We start from the raw sequence: 22,052 nt of genomic DNA, 5'->3' as shown, positions 1-22,052 counted from the left end.
TTGTGGTGGATCGCCCCCGGTGCACGGGGGGCGAATCACCACAACGACCCCCGAAAGGGAAATAGTGCCTGTCAACGGTCGCCAAGCCATGCGGCCTCGGCGGAACCGTAGCCGCGGGCCTCCACAGTGGTCCAGGCCGGGACGCCGTCGACCACCACAGCAGGCGGCAGGCGCAGACCGGGGCCCCAGGCGGTGTTTTCCGGTTCACGGGCATGGGCGTCGAGTGCCGGCAGCTCGCCACGGTCACGGCTGGGGCCGGTGGGCATCAACTCAACGGCAGTGCGGGCCAGGGACAGCCGCGCGTTGCGCACAGTACCGTCCAGCCGCTGGCGCCAGGCGTCGAGGGCTGCGGCGGCCGTTAGGTAGCCGGTGGCGTGATCCAGCGCCTGGACAGGGAGCGGGAAGGGCCGGTCGCGGCCAAAGTGGCCCATGCCTGTGTGGGCGATCCCGCAGCTCATCTGCACCAGCGAATCGAATCCACGCCGATGCTCCCACGGACCGCTCCAGCCGTACGCGTCGAGTGCAACATTGACCAAGGCGGGGTGGCGTTCGGCCAGGGCAGCGTCGGAGAGTCCCAGCCGGTCCAGTGCGTCCGGGCGGTAGCCGTGGATGAAGATGTCCGCCCCGGCCAGCAGCTCTTCCAGCCGGTTCAATCCTGCGGGAGTCGTGAAGTCCAGCCGGGCGCAGTGCTTGCCGAGCGTCATTTCCGGTTCCAGTCCGGGTTCGTTCCAGCCCGGCGGGTCTATCCGCAGCACCTCGGCCCCGTACAAGGCCAGAAACCGGGTGGCGACCGGCCCGGCAATCACCCGTGTCAGGTCCAGGACCCGGACACCCGCCAGCGGGCGGGCGGCGGTGGGCACTGCGGTTAGCGGCGCGCTCGTCAGGGGCATTGTGGCTCCAGGCACTGCGGCTAGGGGCACTGTGGCTCCAGGCACCTTCGTGGGGGATACGCGGCGGCGGGCTCCGGCGTCGTTCCTGCCAAAAGGCGGCACGCGGCGCTCGGGGCCCCAGTGCACCAAGGGTTCTGCGGCCACAGCCGCGCCCTGCGGATGGGCCAGCCATTCAGCTCCGGTACGCATCACGGCGGCGCACCCATTGGATGCGACTATGCCGGCCTCCAGCTCCTCCCCCGGCCAGGAAGCCACCGCCTGCGCCACCAATTCGCGCCCGGCATCCGGGGACAGGGCCAGGACTGCGAGCGCGGCGGCACGGTGGTGCGGGGCGTTGGTGTGGAGGCGGATCCAGCCGTCGGCGCTGGGATAGTCGCCGGCGACGGAATCCCACACAGGGGGCAGCTGCCAGCCATCCGGGCTGAAGGACAGTCCGAACCAGGCTGACGCCAGGGCCCGATCCACGCTCACTTGCGGGACGGCTGAACCGAGCCGGCCGCAGAGCTGTGCCACGGCGTTCCCGGCAGCCGCCATGGAGGCGACAGCGAGCCCCGTGACGTCAAAAGCGGACGGCAGTGTCCCCCACCCCGTCAGCTGCACGAGATTCGGGGGTGCAAAGTTCCCGTCGGTGACCGTGAAGTTCATGGCATCAGGCTACGCCCCGCGTGCCGACATTGGCATGGGTGCTGGCACTGGAAGCCATGCCGCCTGCCCGGGACGACGCGCTGCACGGCATAAGCGCTCCACGGCGTGAGCGCCCCACGGCATGAGCGCTGCACGGGCGCCAAGCCGCCGCTTTCCGTACCATGGAGGCATGGCCGCCCAGCATGCATTAATCGATCCCACCACGCCTCCCGTTGCCACCACCACGGCGGGGAAGGTCCGTGGCATGTGGCGTCCCTGCCCCTCAATGGCTGCCGGGGCGGGTGCGTTCAGCCATTCGGCGGCATTCCTGGGCATACCCTTCGCCGCGGCACCCGTCGGTCCACTCCGCTTTGCGGCGCCGGTGCCCCATTCACACTGGGATGGGATTCGCGACGCCGTGGAGCAGGGGCCCACACCACACCGCGCAGGACCGCCGGAGCCCACGCTCATCCCCGAACCTTCCGTGCCGGGCGAGTCCACGCTGAATGTGAATGTCTTCACCCCGGCGCCGTCCGTGGCTGCAGCGCTCCCCGTTCTGGTGTACATCCATGGCGGCGGCTTCACGGCCGGCTCCCCCGCCAGTCCCTGGTACGACGGCGCCGCCTTCAACCGTGACGGCGTAGTGACTGTCAGCGTTTCCTACCGGCTTGGCTTTGACGGCTTTGGCCTGATTGAAGGGGCACCGGACAACCGCGCAGTGCTCGACTGGCTGCTTGCGCTGGAATGGGTGCAACAAAACATTGCGGCGTTCGGCGGCGACCCGGCCCGCGTGACCCTCGCCGGACAGTCTGCCGGTGGCGGCGCGGTGCTGACCCTTCTGGGCATGCCTCGCGCACAGCCGCTTTTCGCCCAGGCCTACTGCCTCTCCGGCGCACTCGGCGACGTTTCCCGGGACAAGGCGGGGGCGCTCGCCGAACGCCTGGCGGGGCTGGCCGGCGTCGAACCCACGCTGGAGGGGTTTGCCTCGGTGCCCGAAGAACGCCTGTTGGAGCTCCAGTCCAAGGCCCGGGAACCCGGTGGCGGGAAGTTTTCGATGCTGCGCCGCGTCATTTCCGGCGGTCTCTCGCTCGGCCCCATGGTCGACGGCGAACTCATCACCGCGCCAACGCTGGACTCCCTGCATGCTGGCATCGGCTCGGACAAGTCGCTGGTCCTTGGCACCGCCGACGACGAATTCGCCATGGTCGTTGCCGGGATGCAGTCCAAGCTGCGATTTGTCCCCGTCCGGCTGCTCCTGGGACAGGCTGGGCTTGCCCGGGGCAACCGCAGCGACTACCTGGCCGCCAACAGGGAGGTGGTGAGGTCAGGATCCGCCGCGGTGTTGGGCCGGTATATCAGTGACGCGGTATTCCGCAGCACCGCGCTCAAGGTGGCGGAATACCGGACCGCTACTGCAGAAGGCGGGGCCGCGACATCCGATCCTGTCGATGCTCCCGCCTCCAATCAGGCCGCCACCGCTTCGGGATCCACTCCCGGCACACCTTCCGAATCCACTCCCGGCCGCGCAAACACCTGGCTGTTCCGGTTCTCGTGGCGCTCGCCGGTATTTGGCCGGGCCGTGCACTGCCTGGATGTGCCCTTCTTCTTCGACTGCCTCGGAGCGGACCGGATTGACGCCCTGGCTGGCAAGACTCCCCCGCAGGCCCTCGCCGATGAGGTCCACGGAGCCGCTGTCTCCTTCGCCATCTCCGGCGGCCCGGGCTGGGACGGGTACGCCGGCGGGCTCCGGACCAAAGTGTTCGACTCGCCGTCCTCGATGGTTGACGACGGCTACGCCTCGGTGCGCCCGCTGCTTGAGTAACTTTTACGGGTCCCGGGCCGCCGTCCCGATTCAAAAGACAGCACATGCGGGTCCCCGGCCGCCGTCCCGAATGAAAAGACAGCAGATGCGGGTCCGGGCTTCTTACACCCGCATCTGCTGTCTTTTGAATTTCGTTCTCCTCCGCCACACCCGCATCTGCTGTCTTTTCATTCCCGCCTGTCCCATGGCAACGGCCTGCCGGTGTCGCGTGTGGATAACTTTGAGCGCGATTTGCGGAATTGGCCGAGAATTTCAGCATGGTCATGCGCCCAAGGCTTCCCGGAAAATGTGCGACCCGTTCGTTCACCTATGTTGAGGCTGTTTCGGCAGGGGCGACTGTCAGCCGTCTGCGGGCACGTGACCTCCACACGCCAAGCCGCCAGATCCGGGTGCCGAGCGGCGTGGAACAGACATTGCTGGACAGGGTGCGCCCCTACACAGCCTTGGGCGAGTCTCGATACATTTCACACAGCACCGCAGCCCTGCTCCATGGCATTCCGCTCCCTCGGGAGTTCGAGCAACTCAGAGCAGTCCACCTTTCCAGACCATCCAGCGCAGCCATACCGCGGCGCAAGGGTGTCATCGGCCACCGCCAAAACCTGCGCGACGACGAAGTCATGCTCCTTGGCGACATCCCGGTCACCACGCCCGCCCGCACCTTCCTGGACCTGGCTGCGATCCTGAGACTGGATGATTTGGTAGCCGCTGCGGATCACCTTATTTGCGAGCATGACAGGTACTTTGAGCCCCGGAAGTTCCCGATTGTCGCGGAAGGAACTTTGCGCAGCTACCTCGCGGACAAGCACCATGTTCCCGGGCTGGACAAGGCCAGGGCCGCCGTTGAGCTGATGAGAGTGGGTGCGGATTCACCCCGGGAAACCAGGCTCCGCCTGATCCTGTTCAGGGCCGGGCTCCCGGAATTCACCGCCAACCATGTCATTGACAACGATCCGGGCGAGAACGTGGTCTACCCGGACCTCGGCTGCGAGGAGTTCAGGGTTTGCGGTGAGTACGAGGGGGAGGTCCACCAGACCCCGGAAAAGCAACTGCGTGATCGGAACCGTGATCAGAGGACCCGTGTCCATGGCTGGCTGCAGGTGAAGGTTTACAACAAGGACATGCAGCAAGGCGATGCCTACGTTGTTGCCATGTTCACCAAGGCCCTCCGCGAGCGTGGGTGGAAGCCCCGCCAAACTCCCTAGCTTCTACCGCCGCCGGTAGGCCGAGCCGTCGGCGTTTCGCTCCAACAGGCCATGGTCCACCAGTGCGCGACGCAGCGTGGGAATGTCCGTGGTGACGGTGGCAAGCAGCCTGTTGATGTCCGTCTCCCCCAAAGTTTCACCTTCCGGGATGAGGCGGGTTGCCAAGTGCTCAAGCACCTCGCGGCGAAGCGCGGGGTTCATCGGCAGCTGCGTCAACATGCCGGAGCTGAAGAATTTGTCGATTCCTTCAGCCTTGGGCGCGCTGTTGGCTACCAAGATGGTGTCGAAGACGCCGGCAACAGGCTCATACGTCCCGGGCGTCAACAGCCCAACGGAGGCCAGCCGCCGGAGTTCCTTTTCGAACGCAGGTCCGTCAACACCCAATACCCGTGCGGCGTAGACCTGCAGGACTTGCTCGTTCGCCAGCGCTGCCATAACGGGCTGCCACGGAATGGCGTTGTCCCCAGTCACTCCGCCACGCTTTCCGCCACGTTGCACACCAGCTGCCACAAATACCCATCGGGGTCTGTAACCGCGCCGATGTACTGCCGGCGGCCGCTGACGTGGTCAATAAGCTCCGGCCCGGTTGCCGTGCCTCCGGCCGCACGTGCGCTTCCCAAAAGGCGGTCCACCTCGGCAGTTGACCGAATGGCGCAGCTGAGTATGCCGTCGAACTTGGCGGCGCCAGCACCGTTGCCCACCATACCCGGTTCCAGCCCCGTGTTGCGGGTGAAGTCGGCCGGTTCGGCCAGGAACAAGGTCAGACCGGGCAGCTCAAGGCTCACGATGCCAAACATGAGCGTCGCCTCCGCCATCCCCAGACCGTCGCGGTAAAACGCCAAGGACCGTTCCGCATCCTCGACCACCCTGGATAACACCACACCGTCGGTTTCCATGCACACCACTTCCTTCGATCGTGAGCCTAGGATGGGCCCGTCACCGATGTCAAAGCATGGCCCCTGCCCCGGTGGCGCTGCTGTGCCGAATCCGGCGGGGACGATCGTGTCCTGGAACCACGGCGGTTTGTTGGAGGGTTCGCGCGCTGGCCCATTGGCTGGACATGGCGGCTCCCATGATTCGGTGGCGATGGGGTTTGCATCCATCTCGATCTTATGAACACCGTGGTCATTGCGGCACGGCCGTCCGTCCTGACTGCACTGGCACTTATATCCTCAACCACCGAATTAGTCCGACGGCGCGAAGTCCCCTTCCAGCCCCGGCACACAAGCGCCGGTCCACACGGAAAGGACTTCCTCCCTGGAAGGCAGTCCGTTGACGGCCGGGCTCAGCCCGGGCCGGTGCACCCACGCGCCCGCCTCCTCGGCGATCAGCGCGCCGGCGGCAAAATCATGCTCGAACAGGCCGTATTCCAGGTAGGCGTCCACGCCGCCGTCGGCCACGGCACACAGCTCCAGAGACGCTGCACCGAGCCGGCGGAAGTCGCCAAACTTATCCATGCGCCCGTCCAGCTCGGACACGAGCCGGCGCCGGATGGCAGCGTTGTACGTCAGCGACATGGAGAACAGCGTCCCGCCCCGGGCGTCCGTGGGGCCGGTCAACCGCCGCACGGACTGTGCGCCGTCGGCCCTGGTCTCATCCAGCCAGGCGCCTCCCCCGAGCGAAGCGAAATAGATGCGCCGCAGGGCAGGGGCGTTGACCACGCCAGCCAGCCATTGGCCGTCGGGCCCCATGACGGCCACCGAGGTGCCGTGGTAGGCGATGTTGCGGATGAAGTTCATGGTGCCGTCGAGCGGGTCGATGCTCCAGCGGTAGCCGGACGGCTCCGCGGGAAGTGCGGGGGCCAACTCCTCGCCGGTGATGACGTCGTGCGGGCGTGCGTCGGTGATGACGCCCCGCACGGCACGTTCGGCGGCCAGATCAAAGGCCGTTACCCAGTCCGCGTCCGAGGACTTTTCAGTGGCGCCAAAGGCGGCAGGGTCCCGGGCGGCAAGCACGGCCGCCCCGGCAGCCGCCGCCCGCAAAGCCACTTCCAACAGTTCATCCACGCTTACAGCCTTGCTCATGCATCCTCTTCCGTCGTGTCGTCTTCCTGCCCCGACTCTACGGTCTCGACGGCAGGACCCTCGGCAGGACCTTCCGCTAGCAGGAGCACAAAGCCGTCCTCGTCCAACACCTTCAGCCCCAGCGATTCAGCCTTGTCCAGCTTGGTGCCGGCGTTCTCCCCCGCAACCACGTACGAGGTGTTCTTGGAGACCGAGCCGGAGGCCTTGCCGCCGCGGGTGATGATGGCTTCCTTCGCCTCGTCGCGGCTGAAGTTCGGCAGCGTCCCGGTCACCACAATCGTCAGGCCTTCGAGGGTGCGCGGGGTGGATTCGTCCGCCTCGTCCTCCATGCGCACCCCGGCCGCCGCCCAGGCGTCCACGATGTCCCGGTGCCAGTCCACGCCAAACCACTCGATGAGGGCCTCGGCAATGATGGGCCCGACGCCGTCCACGTCCGCCAGGGCAACTTCGGACGCGGCCCGGATGCTGTCCATGGAGCCGAACGCCGTGGCCAGGGCCCGCGACGCCGTGGGCCCCACGTGCCTGATGGAGAGCGCCACGAGCACGCGCCACAGCGGCTGCGACTTGGCCTTTTCAAGTTCCTCAAACAGCTTTTCGGTGGTCTTGGTGGGCACCGACGGCTTCTTCGCCGTCGCCTTCGTGTAGAAGTACGGGACCTGCTGGAAACGGCCGGTCCCTTCGCCCTTGGAGCGAATTTCCCGCCATACGACGACGCCGGACAGGTCAAGTTCCGCGATGGCGAAGACGTCCGCCTCGCTCGTCAAGGGGCCAGGGCCGGCGGGGGCAATGACGCCCCCGTTCCCTGCCGGGTCGGGGCCGGGCCCCGTGGTCAGCGCCGCCGCGGCCTCGTAGCCCAGGGCCTCGATGTCGAAGCCTCCGCGGCCGGCCAGGTGCGCCACCCGCTCGGTCAGCTGGGCCGGGCAGGATTGGGAATTGGGGCAGCGGATGTCAATGTCGCCCTCCTTGGCGGGGGCCAACGTGGTCCCGCAGGACGGGCACACCAGCGGCATCACAAATTCGCGCAGTTCGCTTTCGCGGCCCTCGCGCAGGGCCATGACGGGGCCGACAATTTCGGGGATGACGTCCCCGGCCTTGCGCAGCACCACGACGTCCCCGATCATCACGCCCTTGGCCTTGACCACGTCCTGGTTGTGCAGCGTGGCCATTTCCACGGTGGAACCGGCCACCTTCACGGGCGTCATGACTCCGTAGGGGGTGACGCGGCCGGTGCGGCCCACATTGACGCGGATGTCCAGCAGCTTGGTGTGGACCTCCTCCGGCGGATACTTGTACGCCACCGACCAGCGCGGCACGCGGGAGGTGTTGCCCAACGCGCGCTGCGTGGCAAAGTCGTCCACCTTGACCACAATTCCGTCGATCTCGTGGATGAGGTCGTGCCGGTGCTCGCCGTAGTGGGCGATGAAGTCCAGCACCTCCTCCAAGGTGTCCAGCACCTTGAAGTAGGGGCTGGTGGGCATGCCCCAGGCCTTGAGCTGCTCATACGTTTCCGACTGGCTTGCCGTCTTGAGCCCCGCCCGGGCCCCGATGCCGTGGACGTACATGCTCAGCGGCCGCTTGGCCGTTTCGGCGGGGTCCTTCTGCCGCAGCGAGCCCGCAGCGGAGTTGCGCGGGTTCGCAAACGGCGCCTTGCCGGCGGCCACCATTTGCTCGTTCAGCGCTATGAAGTCCTTGGAGGCGATGAACACCTCGCCGCGGATCTCCACCTCGGACGGGAAGTTTTCACCGTGCAGTCGCTGGGGAATGTCCTTGATGGTGGCCACATTGTGGGTGATGTCCTCGCCGGTGGTGCCGTCGCCGCGTGTGGCCGCCCGCACCAGCACGCCGTCGCGGTAGAGCAGGTTCACGGCCAGGCCGTCAATCTTCAGCTCGGTCAGCCACTTGGGTGCCAGCCCGTGCTGCTTCTCCACGGAGCCCTCTGCCTTGCGCAGCCAGGCCTCCAGCTCGGCGAGTGAGAAGACGTCCTCCAGGGAGTACATGCGTGAGAGATGGTCGACGGCGGCAAATGCCACCGAGACTCCCCCGCCGACCACTTGGGTTGGGGAGTCGTTGGTGACCAGTTCGGGATTGAGCGCCTCGAGCTGCTCGAGTTCGCCATAGAGGACGTCGAACTCCGCGTCCGAGACGATGGGTGCGTCTTCGTTATAGTAGGCCGCCCGGTACTTTTGGATCAGCTCGACAAGTTCTGCGTACCGCTCCCGTGCCACCGCGGAAGGTGTGTGTGCGGGCTCGATGGCGTCTGCGACGTCATCAGACACTGCTTTATCGGGCACTTGCGGCTCGAACTCTTCAGGGGTGGGGTTCTCAGGCTGGCTAGTCACTGTTCCATCTTGCCGCAAATCGCCCCGGTGCGCTCGCCCAAGTTCCAGGACAGTGGCACCCCTGGGGGGCCATGCGAAAGCGCGGGCTGTCGTTGGGATGTGTCCCCTGCCGTTGGCCATCAGGGGCCATACGCGGGCGGCAATGCCATGGCTCTACGCGGAAATCCTCGAGCAGCACATCAGCAAATCGCCCCCCGCCAAGAATGTCCGCCGCCCGCTCAGCGGACGGCTCACCGGGCCCGTCTTACGGACGGAGAATTGACCTGCGAGACGACAGTGCAGTTCAGCGGGTGGTTTGCCCGGCGAGGGACCGGCATATGGGACGGTCCCAATAGTGAGCGAACCGAGGTGGTTGGGTTCGATCCACTGATAGGCTTCCTGCTCATGGGGCGATGGGACGGCGGACAATTATCTGAGCAGCAGGCTGAGCTCGCCAGAACGTGGCTCGGCACTCCTTCTCTTATTGCAGACCTGTCGTGGGGTCAGGTGGACACGAAGGTACTCCACGTCAGTACTCGCGATCGCACAGTGATCGTCAAGGCTGCAGGACCCGACAACCATCACATCGGTCGCGAGATCACCGCCCATGAGTCTTACACGAGTCCACTGGTCGCCAGCGGCCGGGCCGGCGGGTTGCTGCGTTCGAGCCGACAATTGAATCTCTTGGTGCTCGATTACCTCGATGGGGATTTGGTAGAGGGCACAGGTGAGGAACTCGCCGAGAGCGCTCATGCTCAGGCTGGTGAACTACTGAAATTGCTTCACGGCCAGGAGAGCCGTATTGATGATCAATATGAGTTTCGTGTGACGGCGAAGTCACTAGCCTGGCTTGACCGAAAGCATCGGATCGATCCAGAAGTGGAGCGAGAGGCCCGACAGCGCCTCACAGAGTACCGGCCGCTCCCGATAGTGGTTGTCCCGACGCACGGAGACTGGCAACCGCGAAACTGGATCAGCGAAAATGGCGAGCTAAGGGCAATAGACTTCGGTCGGTTTGACTTTCGACCAGCAGCGACGGACCTCTGTCGATTGGCGGTGCAGCAGTGGCGGAAAAACGCAACTCTGGAAGCAACCTTCCTGGCAGGGTACGGCGGTGATCCTCGCTCCGAGGTTGTCTGGCGAATGGACCTGCTCCGGGAAGCCATCGGCACAGCCGTGTGGGCCCACTTGGTAGGGGACGAAATGTTCGAGGCCCAGGGACACCAAATGCTGGGCCAATCACTCCAGCGCTTCTAGACCTGGACAGGCATTGCCAGGCTCCCATCTTCACCACCGTGGAACCGACCACATTCCAGGCCTGGTTGACTGGTAACCGTTTCCCTTGCGGGACGGCGGCACCGCAGTCGTGCTTCATGTTCAAATTTTTGATACTTCGCCGGGATACGACGCGCCCTGTCGAGGCTCCTAGGATGTCGCTGCACCGACGGTGATCGCCTCGACGATCTCGCGTACTGCGGATTCGTCGGGTAATCCGCCGAATCCGCCGGCGAAGAGTAGATGCCCGGTCCCGACTAAGGCGTGCGCGAGTGTGTCCGGCCGCGCGTTGGGGAGGATGCGGCCGACGTGTTGTTCGGCAGTCAGGTAAGCGCTGAGCCCGGTGACGGCTTCAGTGAGGAACGGGATGCCTTGTCTCGTGTCCGAACGCAGGCGGGCACGGAGTTCGTCCCGAGACAGAATGAGGCGAATGAGAGCTAGCCCGGGCGGGTGAAACAGCTCGGAGAGCGCGGTGGAGAGGTTTCCGCCGACTGTTCCGGAGCCGACCTGGTCGACGAGTTCGGCCGCCATGCGATTTAAGGCGGAGATCTGGTTTTGGACGAGGGCGGCGAGCAGGTCGTCGAAATCCGTGAAATGTCGGTGTAGGACGCCCTTGGCAACGCAGGCCTCGTCGGTGACGGCACGACTTGTCAGGCCCGAGGGGCCGTCGCGGAGCAGGACGTGCTCGGCCGCCGTGAGTAGCTGTGCGCGTGCATCGTGGAGCGCGACTCCGGTCGGCATCCGGCCTCCGATCCATTGACTAGTGGGCATATGCCCATTTAGAGTGGCGCATGGTCACTATACCGGCATCGCCTCCCGATTCGGGAGGTGGATCTCACCAACGGCGCGAGATGGCTGAATCCTTCGGAGACGATGCCGTTCGCTTCGATCGGACCCGACCGCACTACCCGGATGCGTTCATTGACGAGATCGCCCGCCGCATGCCCGGCAGGGCGATCCTTGACGTCGGAATCGGCACCGGCATTTCGTCTCGGCCGTTCGGCGATCGCGGGTTCACTGTGCTCGGCGTTGAAGCTGACCCGCGTATGGCCCAGTTCGCCCGCCTCCAGGGATTCGATGTCGAGGTAGCGCGGTTCGAGGAATGGGTTGCTGCCGGCCGCATGTTCGACGGTCTCATCGCCGGGCAGACCTGGCATTGGGTCGACCCCGTCTCGGGGGCTGCCAGGGCTGCGGACGTGCTCCGGCCCGGCGGCTGTTTGGTGCTGTTCTGGAACGAGGCCCGGCCGCCGGCCGAACTCGCCGCGCAGTTCGGGAAGGTCTTCGCTTCGCTCGATACCGGGCTGCCGTTCAACCCATGGGCGACGGCGCTGCGGCGCGGTGCCTACAACGGGATCATTAACGTGGCCGAGGCCGGGATCCGAGCCACGAACGCTTTCCGTCCGATCGAGCGAGTCGCCTTCGACTGGGAGACGACCATTAGCCGCGACGCGTGGTTGGAGCAGGCCTCGACCTCCGGCGGCATCAACCGCCTGCCGAAGGAGAGACTCGAAGCCCTTCTGGCCGGTATGGGGGTCGCGATCGACGCGGTAGGCGGAGAATTCGTTCTCGCATATACAACCGTGGGTGGGATCGCGGAGAGGCAAACCTTGTAGCGTTTGGCGTTCCCGTCACGGCATTGTCTCAGGCATTTAATATGTGGCTAAGTTGGCGTTTCTGGCGCATACTGGAGATATGAGTAGAGACACCGAGCTTTCCGTCAGCCAAGCGCGGAACCACTTTTCCGACGCCGTGAACCGGGCTGCGTTCGGTGGCGAGATCACCTACGTGACGCGCGGGCGAGGGCAGAAGCGGGCTGCTGCGATCGTGCCAGCCGAGTTCGTTGACCGCTACGAGGCGATGCTCGACAGCGAGGACGGTCGGATCGCGTTGGAGCGATTGGCCGATCTCGACGCCGGCCGCACCAAGGCTGTCTCGGCGGATGAGGCGGCCCGGACACTCGGGTTGTGAGTGCAGCTGATCCGTTCACTGTCGAATATGACCCGAAAGCGCTCAAGGAGGTGTCCAGGCTCGACAAACCGGTGGCGCGCCGTGTCATCAAGGCCATCAACGCGTTGAGTGCCGACCCGCGACCGGGCGGTGTCCGCCCCCTCGTGGGGTATCCAGGTCTCTGGCGAATCCGCGTCGGCGAGTATCGCGTTGTTTACACGATCAAAGACACTGAACTCGTGGTTCTCGCCTTACGGGTAGCCCACCGCAGCAGCGTCTATCGCGGACTCTGATGGTCGCGGAGTGCGAACCTGGCTTCTGCCAGTAAACGGTTCCCGCCAAGGCAGGATCGTGGCGAGGGAGTATCCCATAGCAGGTTCCCCTTCGGGATCATGGCATTGTGAGGACTCCGATCCTTCTGGGCGCAATGCCAGAATCGCGTCCGTGGTTGTGACAGGGCTGGCTACTTCGCAGGCCGGTTGAAGGCGTCGGCGTCCCAGGTCAAATCCGCACCCTCCCGCAGGGGCAGCGCTTCGATGATCGGGTCTCGCACGAGCGCTGATATGAGCTCAGGGCTGCCAGCGACCACCGTGGAATCGAAGTCGATTTCTGTCACCAAGACCCACTTTCTGTCCGCCGGCCACAGAATGTTCGGTGACTGCGGCCACTCCGGCGAATGGTGCCAAGGCACATGGTTCACCCAATCAGAATTGAGGTAAAACTGTGGCGCAGCATTGAACAAGTAGTAGGCGCGCCCGGGCAGGTCAGGTGTGCCTCCATTGACTACCGACGCCGGCAGCAGGCCCGATCCCGGTCCGCTCCCCAGGACCGCAGCAGCGACAGTATTTTCCACGTGGATCCCATCGCCGGAAAAGGTGAGCTGGGCATAACCGGCGGAACTTGCCAGGCCTCCCCATCCCTCCCAGATGGCGGACACGCCCTGTTCGGGTGTGGACGTGTGCTCGCAAAGGTGGACGGTGGCCGCGGCGAGTATTTCCGGCGCAAGGTTTCCGGTCAACGGTTCCGAATAGCGCCAGCCCTCGGCATCCATAATTTCCTGCCCGTTCGACGCCTGGCCAAGAACGCGGTGGAACTGAGCCAGCGGGTGCATCTCGGTCCCGAACGCCCGCGCGACGGCGCACCACGACGCCTCTTCAGTTTGGAGTGGGAAGACATCAGTTCGGTCATGGCCGTGCCACGTTCCGGTGTCCGCCGGGCGGTCCCGCCCCACCGGATGGAAAATCCTCGCGTAAGCGGGGAAGCCCCGCGGCACGACTGCGTGCATGTCATGCCACTCGGTATCCAGCAGCGGCCTAAGCCAGTCGCCAGCATCAGCATTGGTCAAGGATTCCATGAGGCCAGCGTAGCTGCCGGACGGTCAAACCAGTGCAGGGCCCTCTGGCTCACTTCTGCAATGCGCGACTCTCGATTTAGCGCGCGACTCCCCGATGGTTTGCAGCTGCGGGAGTCTCACAGCCTCATCAGTCGATCAGCAGCACCAGCTTCCCCCGCACCTGTCCGTCCTCGCCCGCACGGTGCGCCCGCGCGATCTCGGCGAGCGGAAAGGTCTGCGCAACCGGGAGCGAAAAGCGCCCGGATTCAACTAGCGCGCCGATCTCGCCAAGCGCATGGACCGCGCGGCCGTCGTCGCCCCTGCTGAACCTCACTCCATGCTCCTGCGCGCCAGCGAAGTCCGCGATGGTCACGACGTGCTCCGGGCCACCGGCGAGATCGATGAGTTCGGGAAGGACACCGCTCCCGGCAACGTCGAGCGCCCCCTCCACGCCGCCCGGAGCAAGCATGCGAACGCGGTCAACAAGTCCTTCGCCGTACACGACAGCCTCCGAACCCAACGAGCGCAGGTAGTCGTGGCTGGCGGGACTGGCGGTGCCGATCACGCGCGCACCTCTCGCCACGGCGAGTTGGACCGCAACGCTGCCAACGCTTCCGGAGGCACCGTTGATGAGCACCGTGTTTCCGCTGACGACGCCGAGCTGGTCGAGCCCGCGCGTGGCCGTCTCGACCACGGACGGCAGGGCGGCAGCACCTGCGAAATCGAGCGACGGCGGGATGGGCGCGTAGTAGGAAAGGACGGCCAGCTCGGCTTGGGCGGCCCCCTCAATGCAGAGTCCAAAGACTCGATCTCCGACGATGCCGTGCGTGACGCCGCTGCCGACCTCATCGATGATCCCTGCTGCCTCGTAGCCCAATGTCTGTGGGAGCTCCCTGTCCATCAGGCCCTCCCGTTTCTTCCAGTCGCTCGCGTTGATGCCCGCCGCACGCACCGCGATCCGGACCTGGCCGGGCCGGGATGCGGATCGGGAAGTTCCACGATCTCAAGGACTTCCGGGCCCCCGAATTGGCTGAAGCGGGCTGCCTTCATCTCTCCCTCCGATTCCGGCCCCAAGGCCGCGCAAACTTGTGGACCGCAAGAGCCCCTTCTGTACCTGCCAATTCCAGAGCACAATTATCCATCGTTACTGGCAAAACCGGTTGCCCCGGCCTGAGGCCACCTAAGCCTCACCGCACATCGCCAGACGGCCCTCGCAGGCAGCGAACTTATCACCACGGTGCCAGCGTCGGAGCCTTTTCCAACGGCCCCCGGCCGGCCAACCAGGCCATGAACCGTCGTCGTTCGCTGGAGGAACCAATCCTTTCGGAAGCACAGGCAAGCAACACCGGCAGATCCCAGGCCACATATTCGTCCGGCCAGTCCAGCGGGGTGTAGCCGAGTCCCAGGTCTACGTGGTGCATCTCCACTTCGCGCAGCCGGTGCGCCGGGCATCCCGCCACACCGTAATCCCCTCCCCCGAGGAACTGGCCATTGGGCCACCCTGCAGCGGCGCACAGGGCGAAAACCTCCTCAAGATGCGACAGGCTGGTCGCAAGATCAGCGATGATCTCGCCAGCCAACCGGTGGGCGCCTGCCTCGATCTCGCTCCGGCGCTGTTGCTGACCGCTCTCATACTTGGGTACATCCAGACCGCGCAGCGCACCAGCGAGCCGGCGTGCGTGCGCTTCAGCGTTGCGGGCAAGATGGGTCAAGACATGCCCAACAGTCCAGTCTGGCAGCAGGCTCGGGGAACTGACGTCGTCGTCCGTCAACTCTGCGACTCGGTCCAATAGACGTGCCTGCGCTTCGAAGCAAAGTTGCGACGCCCGATCTGGATCGCTTTCAAGATTCACGTAGGCTGCGACTCCTCATTTTTTGGCCACGCGTCGGTAACCTTTCGTTCCGCCGTCTTCCAAGACTGCTATTTGGGGCGGCTGCTCTTACCATCAAGCCACAGTTCAGTGGATTCATCCCGGTGCGTCCCGTCGGTGCCAACATGCTTTTCGCTGATGGTGGGCCCGTTCTTCACGATGTGCACCATGGCCATTGCATGGCCCCGTCCGAGTCCGTACTCCTCTTTCAGCCAGTCAATGATGGCGCCGGCCTGGACCGGTGGCTCATCCAATCCACGATCATGCGCCAACGCGAGGAGTTCCCTCGGGGTGAGGCCTGCCTTGTTTTCGATGGTGTCAAGATACGCCTGGAATGACATCGTTCAAGCTCCTCGCACTCGGATTTTATTCGGGTGACTGGCATCACTTTAAAAAATGGTACGGTACCGTTCAGTACCGGAAGGATATCGGATGCAACCCCATCGCGAGTAGGGCACCGCCGATCGCAGAAGCGAAGCCAAGCGCCAGGCCATCCTCAATGCGGCCCGGTCGGTGTTCACCAGTAGTTTGCCGATAAGGACAGGGCGCTCTTTGCGCTCATGCCAATCGGATCGATTTGGTTCTACAACCCGGGGAGGGCGTCGCCGTCCGGATGCGTGCCACAGCTGCCCAGGAAATCCAGGAGTCAACGTGAATGCATGGCTAGGCGTCATATCCGCCGAACACGTCCGCCGTGGAGTCGCTTTGGGCATCGGGCAGATCGGACACGGGAAACGGCCGGGCTTGGCACGCATGCGCACCGGCGACACCCTCGTTTACTACTCCCCCGTCGAGAAAACCGGAGACCGCACCCCACTCCAACAGTTCACTGCCATCGGGGACATCGCCGACGACGAAATCTGGCAGGCGGACGAGGGCACCTTTAAACCCTTCCGACGGCGCGTCCGCTACCTGGACGCAACGCCCGTCGCACTGGTGGCTGTGCGGGACCAGCTGCACCTCACCGCCGAAGCCAACTGGGGTTACCAGCTGCGCCGCGGCCTCATACCGCTGGACGACCACGACGCCGTCGTACTCCGAAACGCCATGGCACAGTGACGCCGACACCCTCGGATCCGGCAGACGGAAGTGTCCCCTCGCAGCATGGGCAGACGGCCGGCGAACACCGAATTGCAACTACCCGCGATGCCCCTTGGCTGCCGCCGGGCAGTTCCGCGGAGGCTTGGGTTGGGCAAGATTGCACAGTCCCGGAATCGGTGATTGTCATACGGTTGCTGCTGGTCCGGCGGAGTCCAAGCGACGTAGTGGAATTCGTCTGCCGTCCGACGTCCAAGGGGCCAAACCTGCCGACACGCTATTTGTGGGCTGACGATGCCCAAGAGAGCCCGGCCGACGGCGGTTCGTTCCTCATGCGCGACGTGTTCGGGCGCACCGACCTGGCCACCCGTTGTGTTGGATTCATTCGCAACGTGGCCCCCAGTCCCGATGCGGGCTTCGGGTACCCGTCACCGTGGGCGCACGTGCCGGTATACCTGGTCACCGGCGAGGCTCAGCCAGTAGTGGATGGCGACTGGTTCAGTGCTGAACGGGGACTGGCCGGGCTGTCCGAACGGCACTGATGGCCGATCGTCGAGCATCACCTCAGTGCGGCCGGTGGCTTGACTATCCGAGTAGTCAGCCGATAATCCATCCAGGTCCATTTTTGCCGGGTTAGGATACAACTGCACTGCTCAAGCAACGGCCCCGGTGTCTGCCATGGCCGGATATATGAAGTGGGGATCATGAATTTTGCACGCCTGTTGGTTGGTGCGGCCGCTGTAGCGCTGGCCGTATCGGGCTGCACCGCCACGGCTCCCGCCGAATCCAGGTCAAGCCCGACGACGGCGCCGTCCAGTTCCCTGGCTACCGCCACCGGGACGCCGTCGAGAATTCTCACTGGCACGTTTGTCTCCCAGGCCGCCCCAACCAACGGCGAGGTGACACTCGCTGAAAAACCCGGCAGCCTGGTGCTGACGTTGAAGGACTTCTCCACGGGGGCCGGGGACGACCTTTACATCAATCTGAATCCCGGAGCCATGACGCGCAACTCCGCCGGGGACGACGTCGTCGAAAATCCCAACCAGTTTCAGGTGGCGCCGCTTGCGTCCCGTACGGGAACACAAAATTATGACCTGACCCGCATGATTGACGGCTTGCCCGAGATTCACAGTGTCACGATCTACAGCAACAAGTCGCGTGAGGCGTTTGGCACCGCAAACCTGCAGGAGAAGTAGGATCCCTTTGTAGAATCGAACGATGGTGACGGCCGAATTATCCGCTCGTGTCGAGGCATGGTGTGTTCGCGCGCTCGGTCCCGGATCCCTCACCTCGTTGCAGGCCGTTGCCGGTGGCCAGATGTCCACCCCGTTCCGCTACGACTCCGAGGAACACGGAGCCGTAGCCGTCAAGGTCCGCCCGGAGTCGGCCGCCAGGATCAACCGGTGCCTTCAAATTCACAAGATCGCAAAAGACGCCGGGTTTCCGTGCGCCCGGCCCGTTGTCAACGCTGAGCCGCTCGGTCCGGGGTGGGTGGCCAGTGCCGAAGAATGGCTCCCGGGCGGCGAAATGCACACCGGCGGCGGACTGCCTTTTGCCGAACGGTCCGCAAGGCTTTTGGCGGAGCTTGCCGGAATTCTTCAATCCCAGTCCCCTGCCGGACTGGGCACGCCGCCGCCGTGGATGCACTGGAATCCACCAACGGGTGGCCTGTGGCCGCCAAACCGAGCAGTCGATGACAAGGACCAGGATCTCGTTCCCCGCCATGTGCACACCATTGCCCGGGCCGTCTCGGAGCGGCTCGGCCGAACCGCGCTGCCGGTAGTTGTCGGCCACGGCGACTGGGAGAGCCAGAACCTTCGCTGGAAAGGCAAGCGCGCCTGGGCCGTGCACGACTGGGACAGCCTCGTTGCCCTTCCGGAGGCGGCCATCGTCGGTGCAGCAGCCGGTGCCTTTGCCAGCACCGCCCTCCCGTCGCTTGCTTCCGTTGAGGACTCGAAGGAATTCATTGCCTGCTACGAACAGGCACGGGGGAGGTTGTTTTCCGAAGACGAGCATGAAGTTGCCTGGGCCGCGAGCCTCTGGCCGGCGCTCCACAACGCCCGTGGCGAGTCCCTTTTTCATTCCGAGTCTGTGGCCCTCAGCGCCGTTACTGAACAAGCATCTGAGCGGCTCCAGCGCGCCGGCGTCCGACGGAAGTGAGGTCGCCGGACCGGCGGCATGGGACGATAACCCCATGGCAGACGACGATTGGTGCAAACTCAGCCTGGACCTCGAATCCTTTGATGAAACGCCGTTCCGGGCCACCCTCGAAGGCCATCTGGCGGCCGGGCTCCGCTTCGAAGACTTCACCCACCTCGGCGACAGCAATGAAAACCGACGCAGGCTGCATGAACTCAACAAAGCCTGTTCCCGAGACATCCCGAACCGCGGAGAGTTCTAAACCTTGCAGGAGTACGTGGCACAGCGCATTGAGGTGCCCTCGTTCATGCCCGACGGCGTCATCATCGCGCTCGACGGCGATGAGTGGGTAGGCATGTGCGCGCTCTCCGACCACCTCGCAGAGGGATACATGTTCGGGGAAATGACCGGAGTGCGGGCCGAGTACCGGAAGCGCGGCATCGCCCTGGCAATGAAGGTTCTCGCGCTCCGCTTCGCACGTGCGGCGGGCGCCCCCGCCGTCCGAACCTTCCACCACCGCGAAAACCTTCCCGCGATCCGCGCGAACCTGAAGCTCGGGTTCGCGCCCCGTGCATAGTCATTCCCCGCCATAATGTCCCCAATGGAGTGGCGGTAGGGCCCGTTGTCAGGGAACGGTGCGGTTCAGCCCACGGTTGTCCGCCCCTCTTGGTAGCTTTATGAGCATGACAGAACGCGTTGGACACCTTGCCTCCATATCCCTCGATTGCCCCGACCCCGATCTGCTGGCAGCCTTCTATACCCGGCTTCTGGGCCTCGAAGAGGCTTTTGCCACTCCAGACCGGGCAGTCATTGCCCTTGCAGGAGCCGGACCAATGCTGACGCTGATGCGCGTCGACGGCCACGTCCCTCCGGCTTGGCCCGGTGGTCCCCAACAACAGCAGATGCACCTTGATGTGGCCGTGGAGGAACTGGAGAACTCAACCAAGTCCGCCGTCGCACTGGGTGCTGCACTCGCCGAACACCAGCCGGCCCCCGGGCAATGGCGTGTGCTTACTGACCCTGCCGGACACCCCTTTTGCCTTACCGCCGTCCGCCCCGACTAAGACCTCTCCGCCAAGACCGTGCCGCCCGCGTTCCGAATTGAGCGCGGTTCCTTCGTGAAAGGTATGTACCTGGACCCCGCGACTCCCATTCCGCCCGATGACGTTCGCAAAACTCGACTACATGGCGGCATTCCCGGCGACCCCGTCGTCATGGCGCACCACCCCGATTGGCGTCATCCCGATGGAGGACCATTTGGGTCCAGCCTGCGGAGAGCGTCAGCACCGTAAAGTGATGGCATGGCTGATGCTCCATTGCAAATAGTTGTCCTGTTGTTCCCCAACGTCACCCAGCTGGATTTCACAGGCCCGGCCCAGGTCTTCTCGAAGTTCCCCAACACCGAAGTTCACCTGGCGTGGCATACCCTTGACCCCGTGCCGACCGATGCGGGTTGGTGCATCGTCCCGACGGTAACCCTGGACGACTGTCCACGAGCGGACGTGCTCTTCGTACCTGGCGGCAACGGTGCGTTCGACGTGTTTGACGACCTTGTGGTGCTGGACTTTCTGCGACGCCAGGCCGAAGGGGCCCGCTGGGTTACCTCTGTTTGCACGGGCTCCTTCACCCTGGCCGCCGCCGGTCTCCTGACCGGCTACCGGGCGACCAGCCATTGGGCTTCACTGCAAATGCTCGACACGTTCGGAGCGCTGCCAGTCAGTAATCGAGTTGTCCGTGACCGGAACAGGATTACCGGGGCCGGTGTCACCTCGGGAATCGATTTTGCGTTCGTTCTGGCGGCCGAACTCTTCGGCGACGAAATTGCCAGGAGCATCCAGCTGGCCATCGAGTACGATCCCGCACCACCCTTCGACAATGGATCCCCGGAAAAAGCTGATCAGGCAGTCGTGAACAAGATCATCGCGGCCACGCATGGGCTCCGGTTTCAACGAGTCCAGAAGGCCGCCCGCGCCCTGGAAACAGCGGGAGACTGAGCCTTCCCCAAAGGGGAACGACTTGCGCACCTTCAGGTGAAGGACCGTTGACCGTGACCGGGCGTCGACGGATTGGTGATCGCCGAGAGAGGCAGCGCCCCTGGCCGGTCACACTCTCGCCCCAAGCCGTGCGGAATCAGGTTCTCCCCGCGGCCACTCATTCGTGAAGCCCCTGCTCAGTGCGCGGCAATGCCACCGCCATGGTGTCCTTGGGGGTTCGCGGACGGGGGTTTGAACGTGGCCTGATTTCACTGACCAGAACGCTGACCACAATCAGCACTGCGCCCACGATCGCCACACCCGGGAGCCGGTCCCCGGCGAGGCGTCCGAAGATTCCAGCCCAGACGGGCTCGCCCGTGTAAATGATCGTGGCCCGGGTGGGCGAAATGGACTTTTGCGCCCAGTTCATCGTCGCCTGGATAACGCAGCTCGCAGCTCCCAAGCCCACCCCGGTGGCGGCCCAGACCCACGAGAAGCTGGGAATGCCCTCGCCTACCACCGGCACGGCAATGAATCCGATGACGCCGCAGACCAGCAACTGCACCACCGTAACGCGGCCCAAGTTGACCTTGCCGGCAAACAAGCTGATCAAAATGATCTCGCCGGCTATCGGCACTGTACTGACCAAGGTGGCGATCTCCCCCGGCCCCAAACCCACACGGACCGCGGCGGGGCCGGCCAGCAGAACCAGCCCGACGAACGCAAGTGCGGCGCCGATGAAAGTCATGGCACCCGGCCGCTTCCTGAAAACCGCCCACTGAAGGAACGGCACCATCGGCACATACAGGGCGGTCAGGAACGCGGAAGTGCTGCTTTTTACCGTTTGCAAGCCGTACGTCTGCAGTCCGTAGCCGAAGAAGATCATGACGCCGATTGCTGCCCCGGCACAAACATCCTTCCACGTCATGCCCCGCAACACCCGGCGAAAAAGGATGCAGGCCAGCAGTCCCGCCACCACAAATCGAAGCCCCACAAAGAACATCGGCCCGCTATGCCGCATGGCAACATGAACTGCCAGAAACGTCCCGCCCCAGACGGTGGTGATCGCGATCAAGGCAATTTCCTGCCGGCTCAGGGAGATGGACCGAAATCGACCCGGTGTGTGCTTCATCCGGCCCTTCAATATATGTCGCGACGATGGCCCACCCGAACCGCCAGAACGGTGAGCGTGCTGTCAATGATTTGGGTGAGGAGGCGGTAGCCACCTACCCGGTAGCGCCAGACACCTGCGTGGTTGGCGGTAAGACCCTTGCCGCGCCGGGGCGTCACCGCTCAGTCTCGGCCTTCAAGGCAGCTAGTGGGCGGCTGCGACGGCCACCTGATTCGAAATCCTCGATCGCAGAGTCGGCCGCGAACGCATCCTCGAGGTCCGCCAGGTACGCATGAAGCGCGGTCCTGACGTAAAAGCTCTTCGATCGGCCGGTACGCCGCGCAAGACCGTCAAGACGGGCTTCTTCCTCGGCTGTGAGTCGAATCGAAATAGTCATGGCTGCACCTTCCCACTACGGCTAAGACAAGTTTACATGGTTGTGAGGTGGTCCGGAAGGTTGAATGCGCTGGTGGCAAGGGGCACGC

General features: G+C 64.5%; 26 protein-coding genes and 1 pseudogene. 14 read left to right on the top strand and 13 right to left on the bottom strand.

Features of this window, described 5'->3' with window-relative positions:
• Positions 1-71: 71 nt before the first annotated feature.
• Positions 72-1,535: a CoA transferase gene (locus CVV68_RS13005; protein WP_110501439.1), complete on the bottom strand. Its 1,464-nt coding sequence runs from the start codon at positions 1,533-1,535 to the stop codon at positions 72-74.
• Positions 1,536-1,704: 169 nt separating this feature from the next.
• Between CVV68_RS13005 and CVV68_RS13000 the strand changes: the two genes are divergently transcribed.
• Positions 1,705-3,336: a carboxylesterase/lipase family protein gene (locus tag CVV68_RS13000; RefSeq protein WP_110501438.1), complete on the top strand. Its 1,632-nt coding sequence runs from the start codon at positions 1,705-1,707 to the stop codon at positions 3,334-3,336.
• Positions 3,337-3,593: 257 nt separating this feature from the next.
• A complete protein-coding gene (locus CVV68_RS12995; protein ID WP_211320832.1) occupies positions 3,594-4,538 on the top strand; it encodes a putative endonuclease domain-containing protein in 945 nt (314 codons plus the stop codon).
• Positions 4,539-4,541: 3 nt separating this feature from the next.
• On the opposite strand, the gene CVV68_RS12990 is transcribed toward CVV68_RS12995, so the two are convergent.
• The 4 genes from CVV68_RS12990 to ligA form a co-directional block, all read right to left on the bottom strand.
• Complete coding sequence (locus CVV68_RS12990) at positions 4,542-5,009, bottom strand: DUF2087 domain-containing protein (RefSeq protein WP_110501436.1); 468 nt, start codon at positions 5,007-5,009, stop codon at positions 4,542-4,544.
• Positions 5,006-5,434, bottom strand: coding sequence for a VOC family protein (locus tag CVV68_RS12985; protein ID WP_110501435.1), 429 nt, complete (start codon positions 5,432-5,434; stop codon positions 5,006-5,008). The genes CVV68_RS12990 and CVV68_RS12985 overlap by 4 nt, the downstream gene beginning before the upstream one ends.
• A gap of 288 nt (positions 5,435-5,722) precedes the next feature.
• Entirely contained in the window at positions 5,723-6,562 is an 840-nt protein-coding gene (locus tag CVV68_RS12980) for an inositol monophosphatase family protein (protein ID WP_110501434.1), read from the bottom strand.
• A complete protein-coding gene (gene ligA, locus CVV68_RS12975) occupies positions 6,559-8,901 on the bottom strand; it encodes an NAD-dependent DNA ligase LigA (RefSeq protein ID WP_438502638.1) in 2,343 nt (780 codons plus the stop codon). The genes CVV68_RS12980 and ligA overlap by 4 nt, the downstream gene beginning before the upstream one ends.
• 348 nt (positions 8,902-9,249) lie before the next feature.
• Here ligA and CVV68_RS12970 point away from each other — a divergent pair, with 348 nt between their 5' ends.
• The gene (locus CVV68_RS12970; protein WP_245933518.1) at positions 9,250-10,137 is read left to right on the top strand and encodes a phosphotransferase family protein; all 888 of its coding nucleotides are present in this window, start codon (positions 9,250-9,252) and stop codon (positions 10,135-10,137) included.
• 168 nt (positions 10,138-10,305) lie between these two features.
• On the opposite strand, the gene CVV68_RS12965 is transcribed toward CVV68_RS12970, so the two are convergent.
• Positions 10,306-10,896, bottom strand: coding sequence for a TetR/AcrR family transcriptional regulator (locus CVV68_RS12965; RefSeq protein WP_110501432.1), 591 nt, complete (start codon positions 10,894-10,896; stop codon positions 10,306-10,308).
• Between the two features lie 110 nt (positions 10,897-11,006).
• Between CVV68_RS12965 and CVV68_RS12960 the strand changes: the two genes are divergently transcribed.
• The 3 genes from CVV68_RS12960 to CVV68_RS12950 all read left to right on the top strand — a co-directional run bounded on the left by CVV68_RS12960 (position 11,007) and on the right by CVV68_RS12950 (position 12,395).
• The gene (locus CVV68_RS12960; RefSeq protein ID WP_211320831.1) at positions 11,007-11,768 is read left to right on the top strand and encodes a class I SAM-dependent methyltransferase; all 762 of its coding nucleotides are present in this window, start codon (positions 11,007-11,009) and stop codon (positions 11,766-11,768) included.
• Positions 11,769-11,847: 79 nt separating this feature from the next.
• A complete protein-coding gene (locus tag CVV68_RS12955; protein ID WP_110501430.1) occupies positions 11,848-12,123 on the top strand; it encodes a type II toxin-antitoxin system prevent-host-death family antitoxin in 276 nt (91 codons plus the stop codon).
• Positions 12,120-12,395 (top strand): type II toxin-antitoxin system RelE family toxin, encoded by a 276-nt coding sequence (locus tag CVV68_RS12950; RefSeq protein ID WP_110501429.1) that lies wholly within the window; start codon positions 12,120-12,122, stop codon positions 12,393-12,395. The genes CVV68_RS12955 and CVV68_RS12950 overlap by 4 nt, the downstream gene beginning before the upstream one ends.
• A gap of 170 nt (positions 12,396-12,565) precedes the next feature.
• On the opposite strand, the gene CVV68_RS12945 is transcribed toward CVV68_RS12950, so the two are convergent.
• The 4 genes and pseudogenes from CVV68_RS12945 to CVV68_RS12930 form a co-directional block, all read right to left on the bottom strand.
• Positions 12,566-13,456: a hypothetical protein gene (locus tag CVV68_RS12945; protein ID WP_110501428.1), complete on the bottom strand. Its 891-nt coding sequence runs from the start codon at positions 13,454-13,456 to the stop codon at positions 12,566-12,568.
• 127 nt (positions 13,457-13,583) lie between these two features.
• Positions 13,584-14,485: pseudogene (locus CVV68_RS12940) on the bottom strand (NADP-dependent oxidoreductase).
• Positions 14,486-14,664: 179 nt separating this feature from the next.
• A complete protein-coding gene (locus CVV68_RS12935; RefSeq protein ID WP_110501427.1) occupies positions 14,665-15,288 on the bottom strand; it encodes a maleylpyruvate isomerase N-terminal domain-containing protein in 624 nt (207 codons plus the stop codon).
• Between the two features lie 68 nt (positions 15,289-15,356).
• Positions 15,357-15,647 carry a DUF4287 domain-containing protein gene (locus tag CVV68_RS12930; protein ID WP_110501426.1) on the bottom strand — a complete coding sequence of 97 codons (291 nt, stop codon included), beginning with the start codon at positions 15,645-15,647 and terminating at the stop codon, positions 15,357-15,359.
• A 310-nt stretch (positions 15,648-15,957) separates the two neighbouring features.
• Here CVV68_RS12930 and CVV68_RS12925 point away from each other — a divergent pair, with 310 nt between their 5' ends.
• The 8 genes from CVV68_RS12925 (at position 15,958) to CVV68_RS12890 (ending at position 20,477) form a co-directional block, all read left to right on the top strand.
• Complete coding sequence (locus CVV68_RS12925; RefSeq protein ID WP_110501425.1) at positions 15,958-16,365, top strand: EVE domain-containing protein; 408 nt, start codon at positions 15,958-15,960, stop codon at positions 16,363-16,365.
• 206 nt (positions 16,366-16,571) lie between these two features.
• Positions 16,572-16,886 carry a hypothetical protein gene (locus CVV68_RS12920; RefSeq protein WP_146238885.1) on the top strand — a complete coding sequence of 105 codons (315 nt, stop codon included), beginning with the start codon at positions 16,572-16,574 and terminating at the stop codon, positions 16,884-16,886.
• A 162-nt stretch (positions 16,887-17,048) separates the two neighbouring features.
• Entirely contained in the window at positions 17,049-17,540 is a 492-nt protein-coding gene (locus CVV68_RS12915; protein ID WP_110501423.1) for a DM13 domain-containing protein, read from the top strand.
• A 22-nt stretch (positions 17,541-17,562) separates the two neighbouring features.
• On the top strand, positions 17,563-18,504 hold the full coding sequence (locus CVV68_RS12910; protein ID WP_110501422.1) for a phosphotransferase: 942 nt from the start codon (positions 17,563-17,565) through the stop codon (positions 18,502-18,504).
• 34 nt (positions 18,505-18,538) lie between these two features.
• Positions 18,539-18,745, top strand: a complete 207-nt coding sequence (locus tag CVV68_RS12905) for a hypothetical protein (RefSeq protein WP_110501421.1) — start codon at positions 18,539-18,541, stop codon at positions 18,743-18,745.
• A 15-nt stretch (positions 18,746-18,760) separates the two neighbouring features.
• Positions 18,761-19,060 carry a GNAT family N-acetyltransferase gene (locus CVV68_RS12900; protein WP_110501420.1) on the top strand — a complete coding sequence of 100 codons (300 nt, stop codon included), beginning with the start codon at positions 18,761-18,763 and terminating at the stop codon, positions 19,058-19,060.
• Between the two features lie 106 nt (positions 19,061-19,166).
• Entirely contained in the window at positions 19,167-19,547 is a 381-nt protein-coding gene (locus CVV68_RS12895; protein ID WP_211320830.1) for a VOC family protein, read from the top strand.
• A gap of 237 nt (positions 19,548-19,784) precedes the next feature.
• Entirely contained in the window at positions 19,785-20,477 is a 693-nt protein-coding gene (locus CVV68_RS12890) for a DJ-1/PfpI family protein (protein ID WP_110501418.1), read from the top strand.
• Positions 20,478-20,634: 157 nt separating this feature from the next.
• Here CVV68_RS12890 and CVV68_RS12885 read toward each other — a convergent pair whose 3' ends face one another.
• Genes CVV68_RS12885 through relB form a run of 3 tightly spaced genes read right to left on the bottom strand, consistent with a single transcriptional unit; the run spans position 20,635 to position 21,964 of the window.
• On the bottom strand, positions 20,635-21,588 hold the full coding sequence (locus CVV68_RS12885) for a DMT family transporter (RefSeq protein ID WP_110501417.1): 954 nt from the start codon (positions 21,586-21,588) through the stop codon (positions 20,635-20,637).
• A gap of 8 nt (positions 21,589-21,596) precedes the next feature.
• Entirely contained in the window at positions 21,597-21,746 is a 150-nt protein-coding gene (locus CVV68_RS12880) for a type II toxin-antitoxin system RelE family toxin (protein ID WP_110501416.1), read from the bottom strand.
• Entirely contained in the window at positions 21,743-21,964 is a 222-nt protein-coding gene (relB, locus tag CVV68_RS12875; protein ID WP_110501415.1) for a type II toxin-antitoxin system RelB family antitoxin, read from the bottom strand. Before relB ends, CVV68_RS12880 begins: the two co-directional genes overlap by 4 nt.
• Positions 21,965-22,052: the final 88 nt, after the last annotated feature.

The organism is Arthrobacter livingstonensis (assembly GCF_003219815.1).
GTDB classification, from domain to species: domain Bacteria; phylum Actinomycetota; class Actinomycetes; order Actinomycetales; family Micrococcaceae; genus Specibacter; species Specibacter livingstonensis.
The sequence above is the reverse complement of the archived record's forward strand: the minus strand, read 5'-3'. Positions and strand labels throughout refer to the sequence as shown.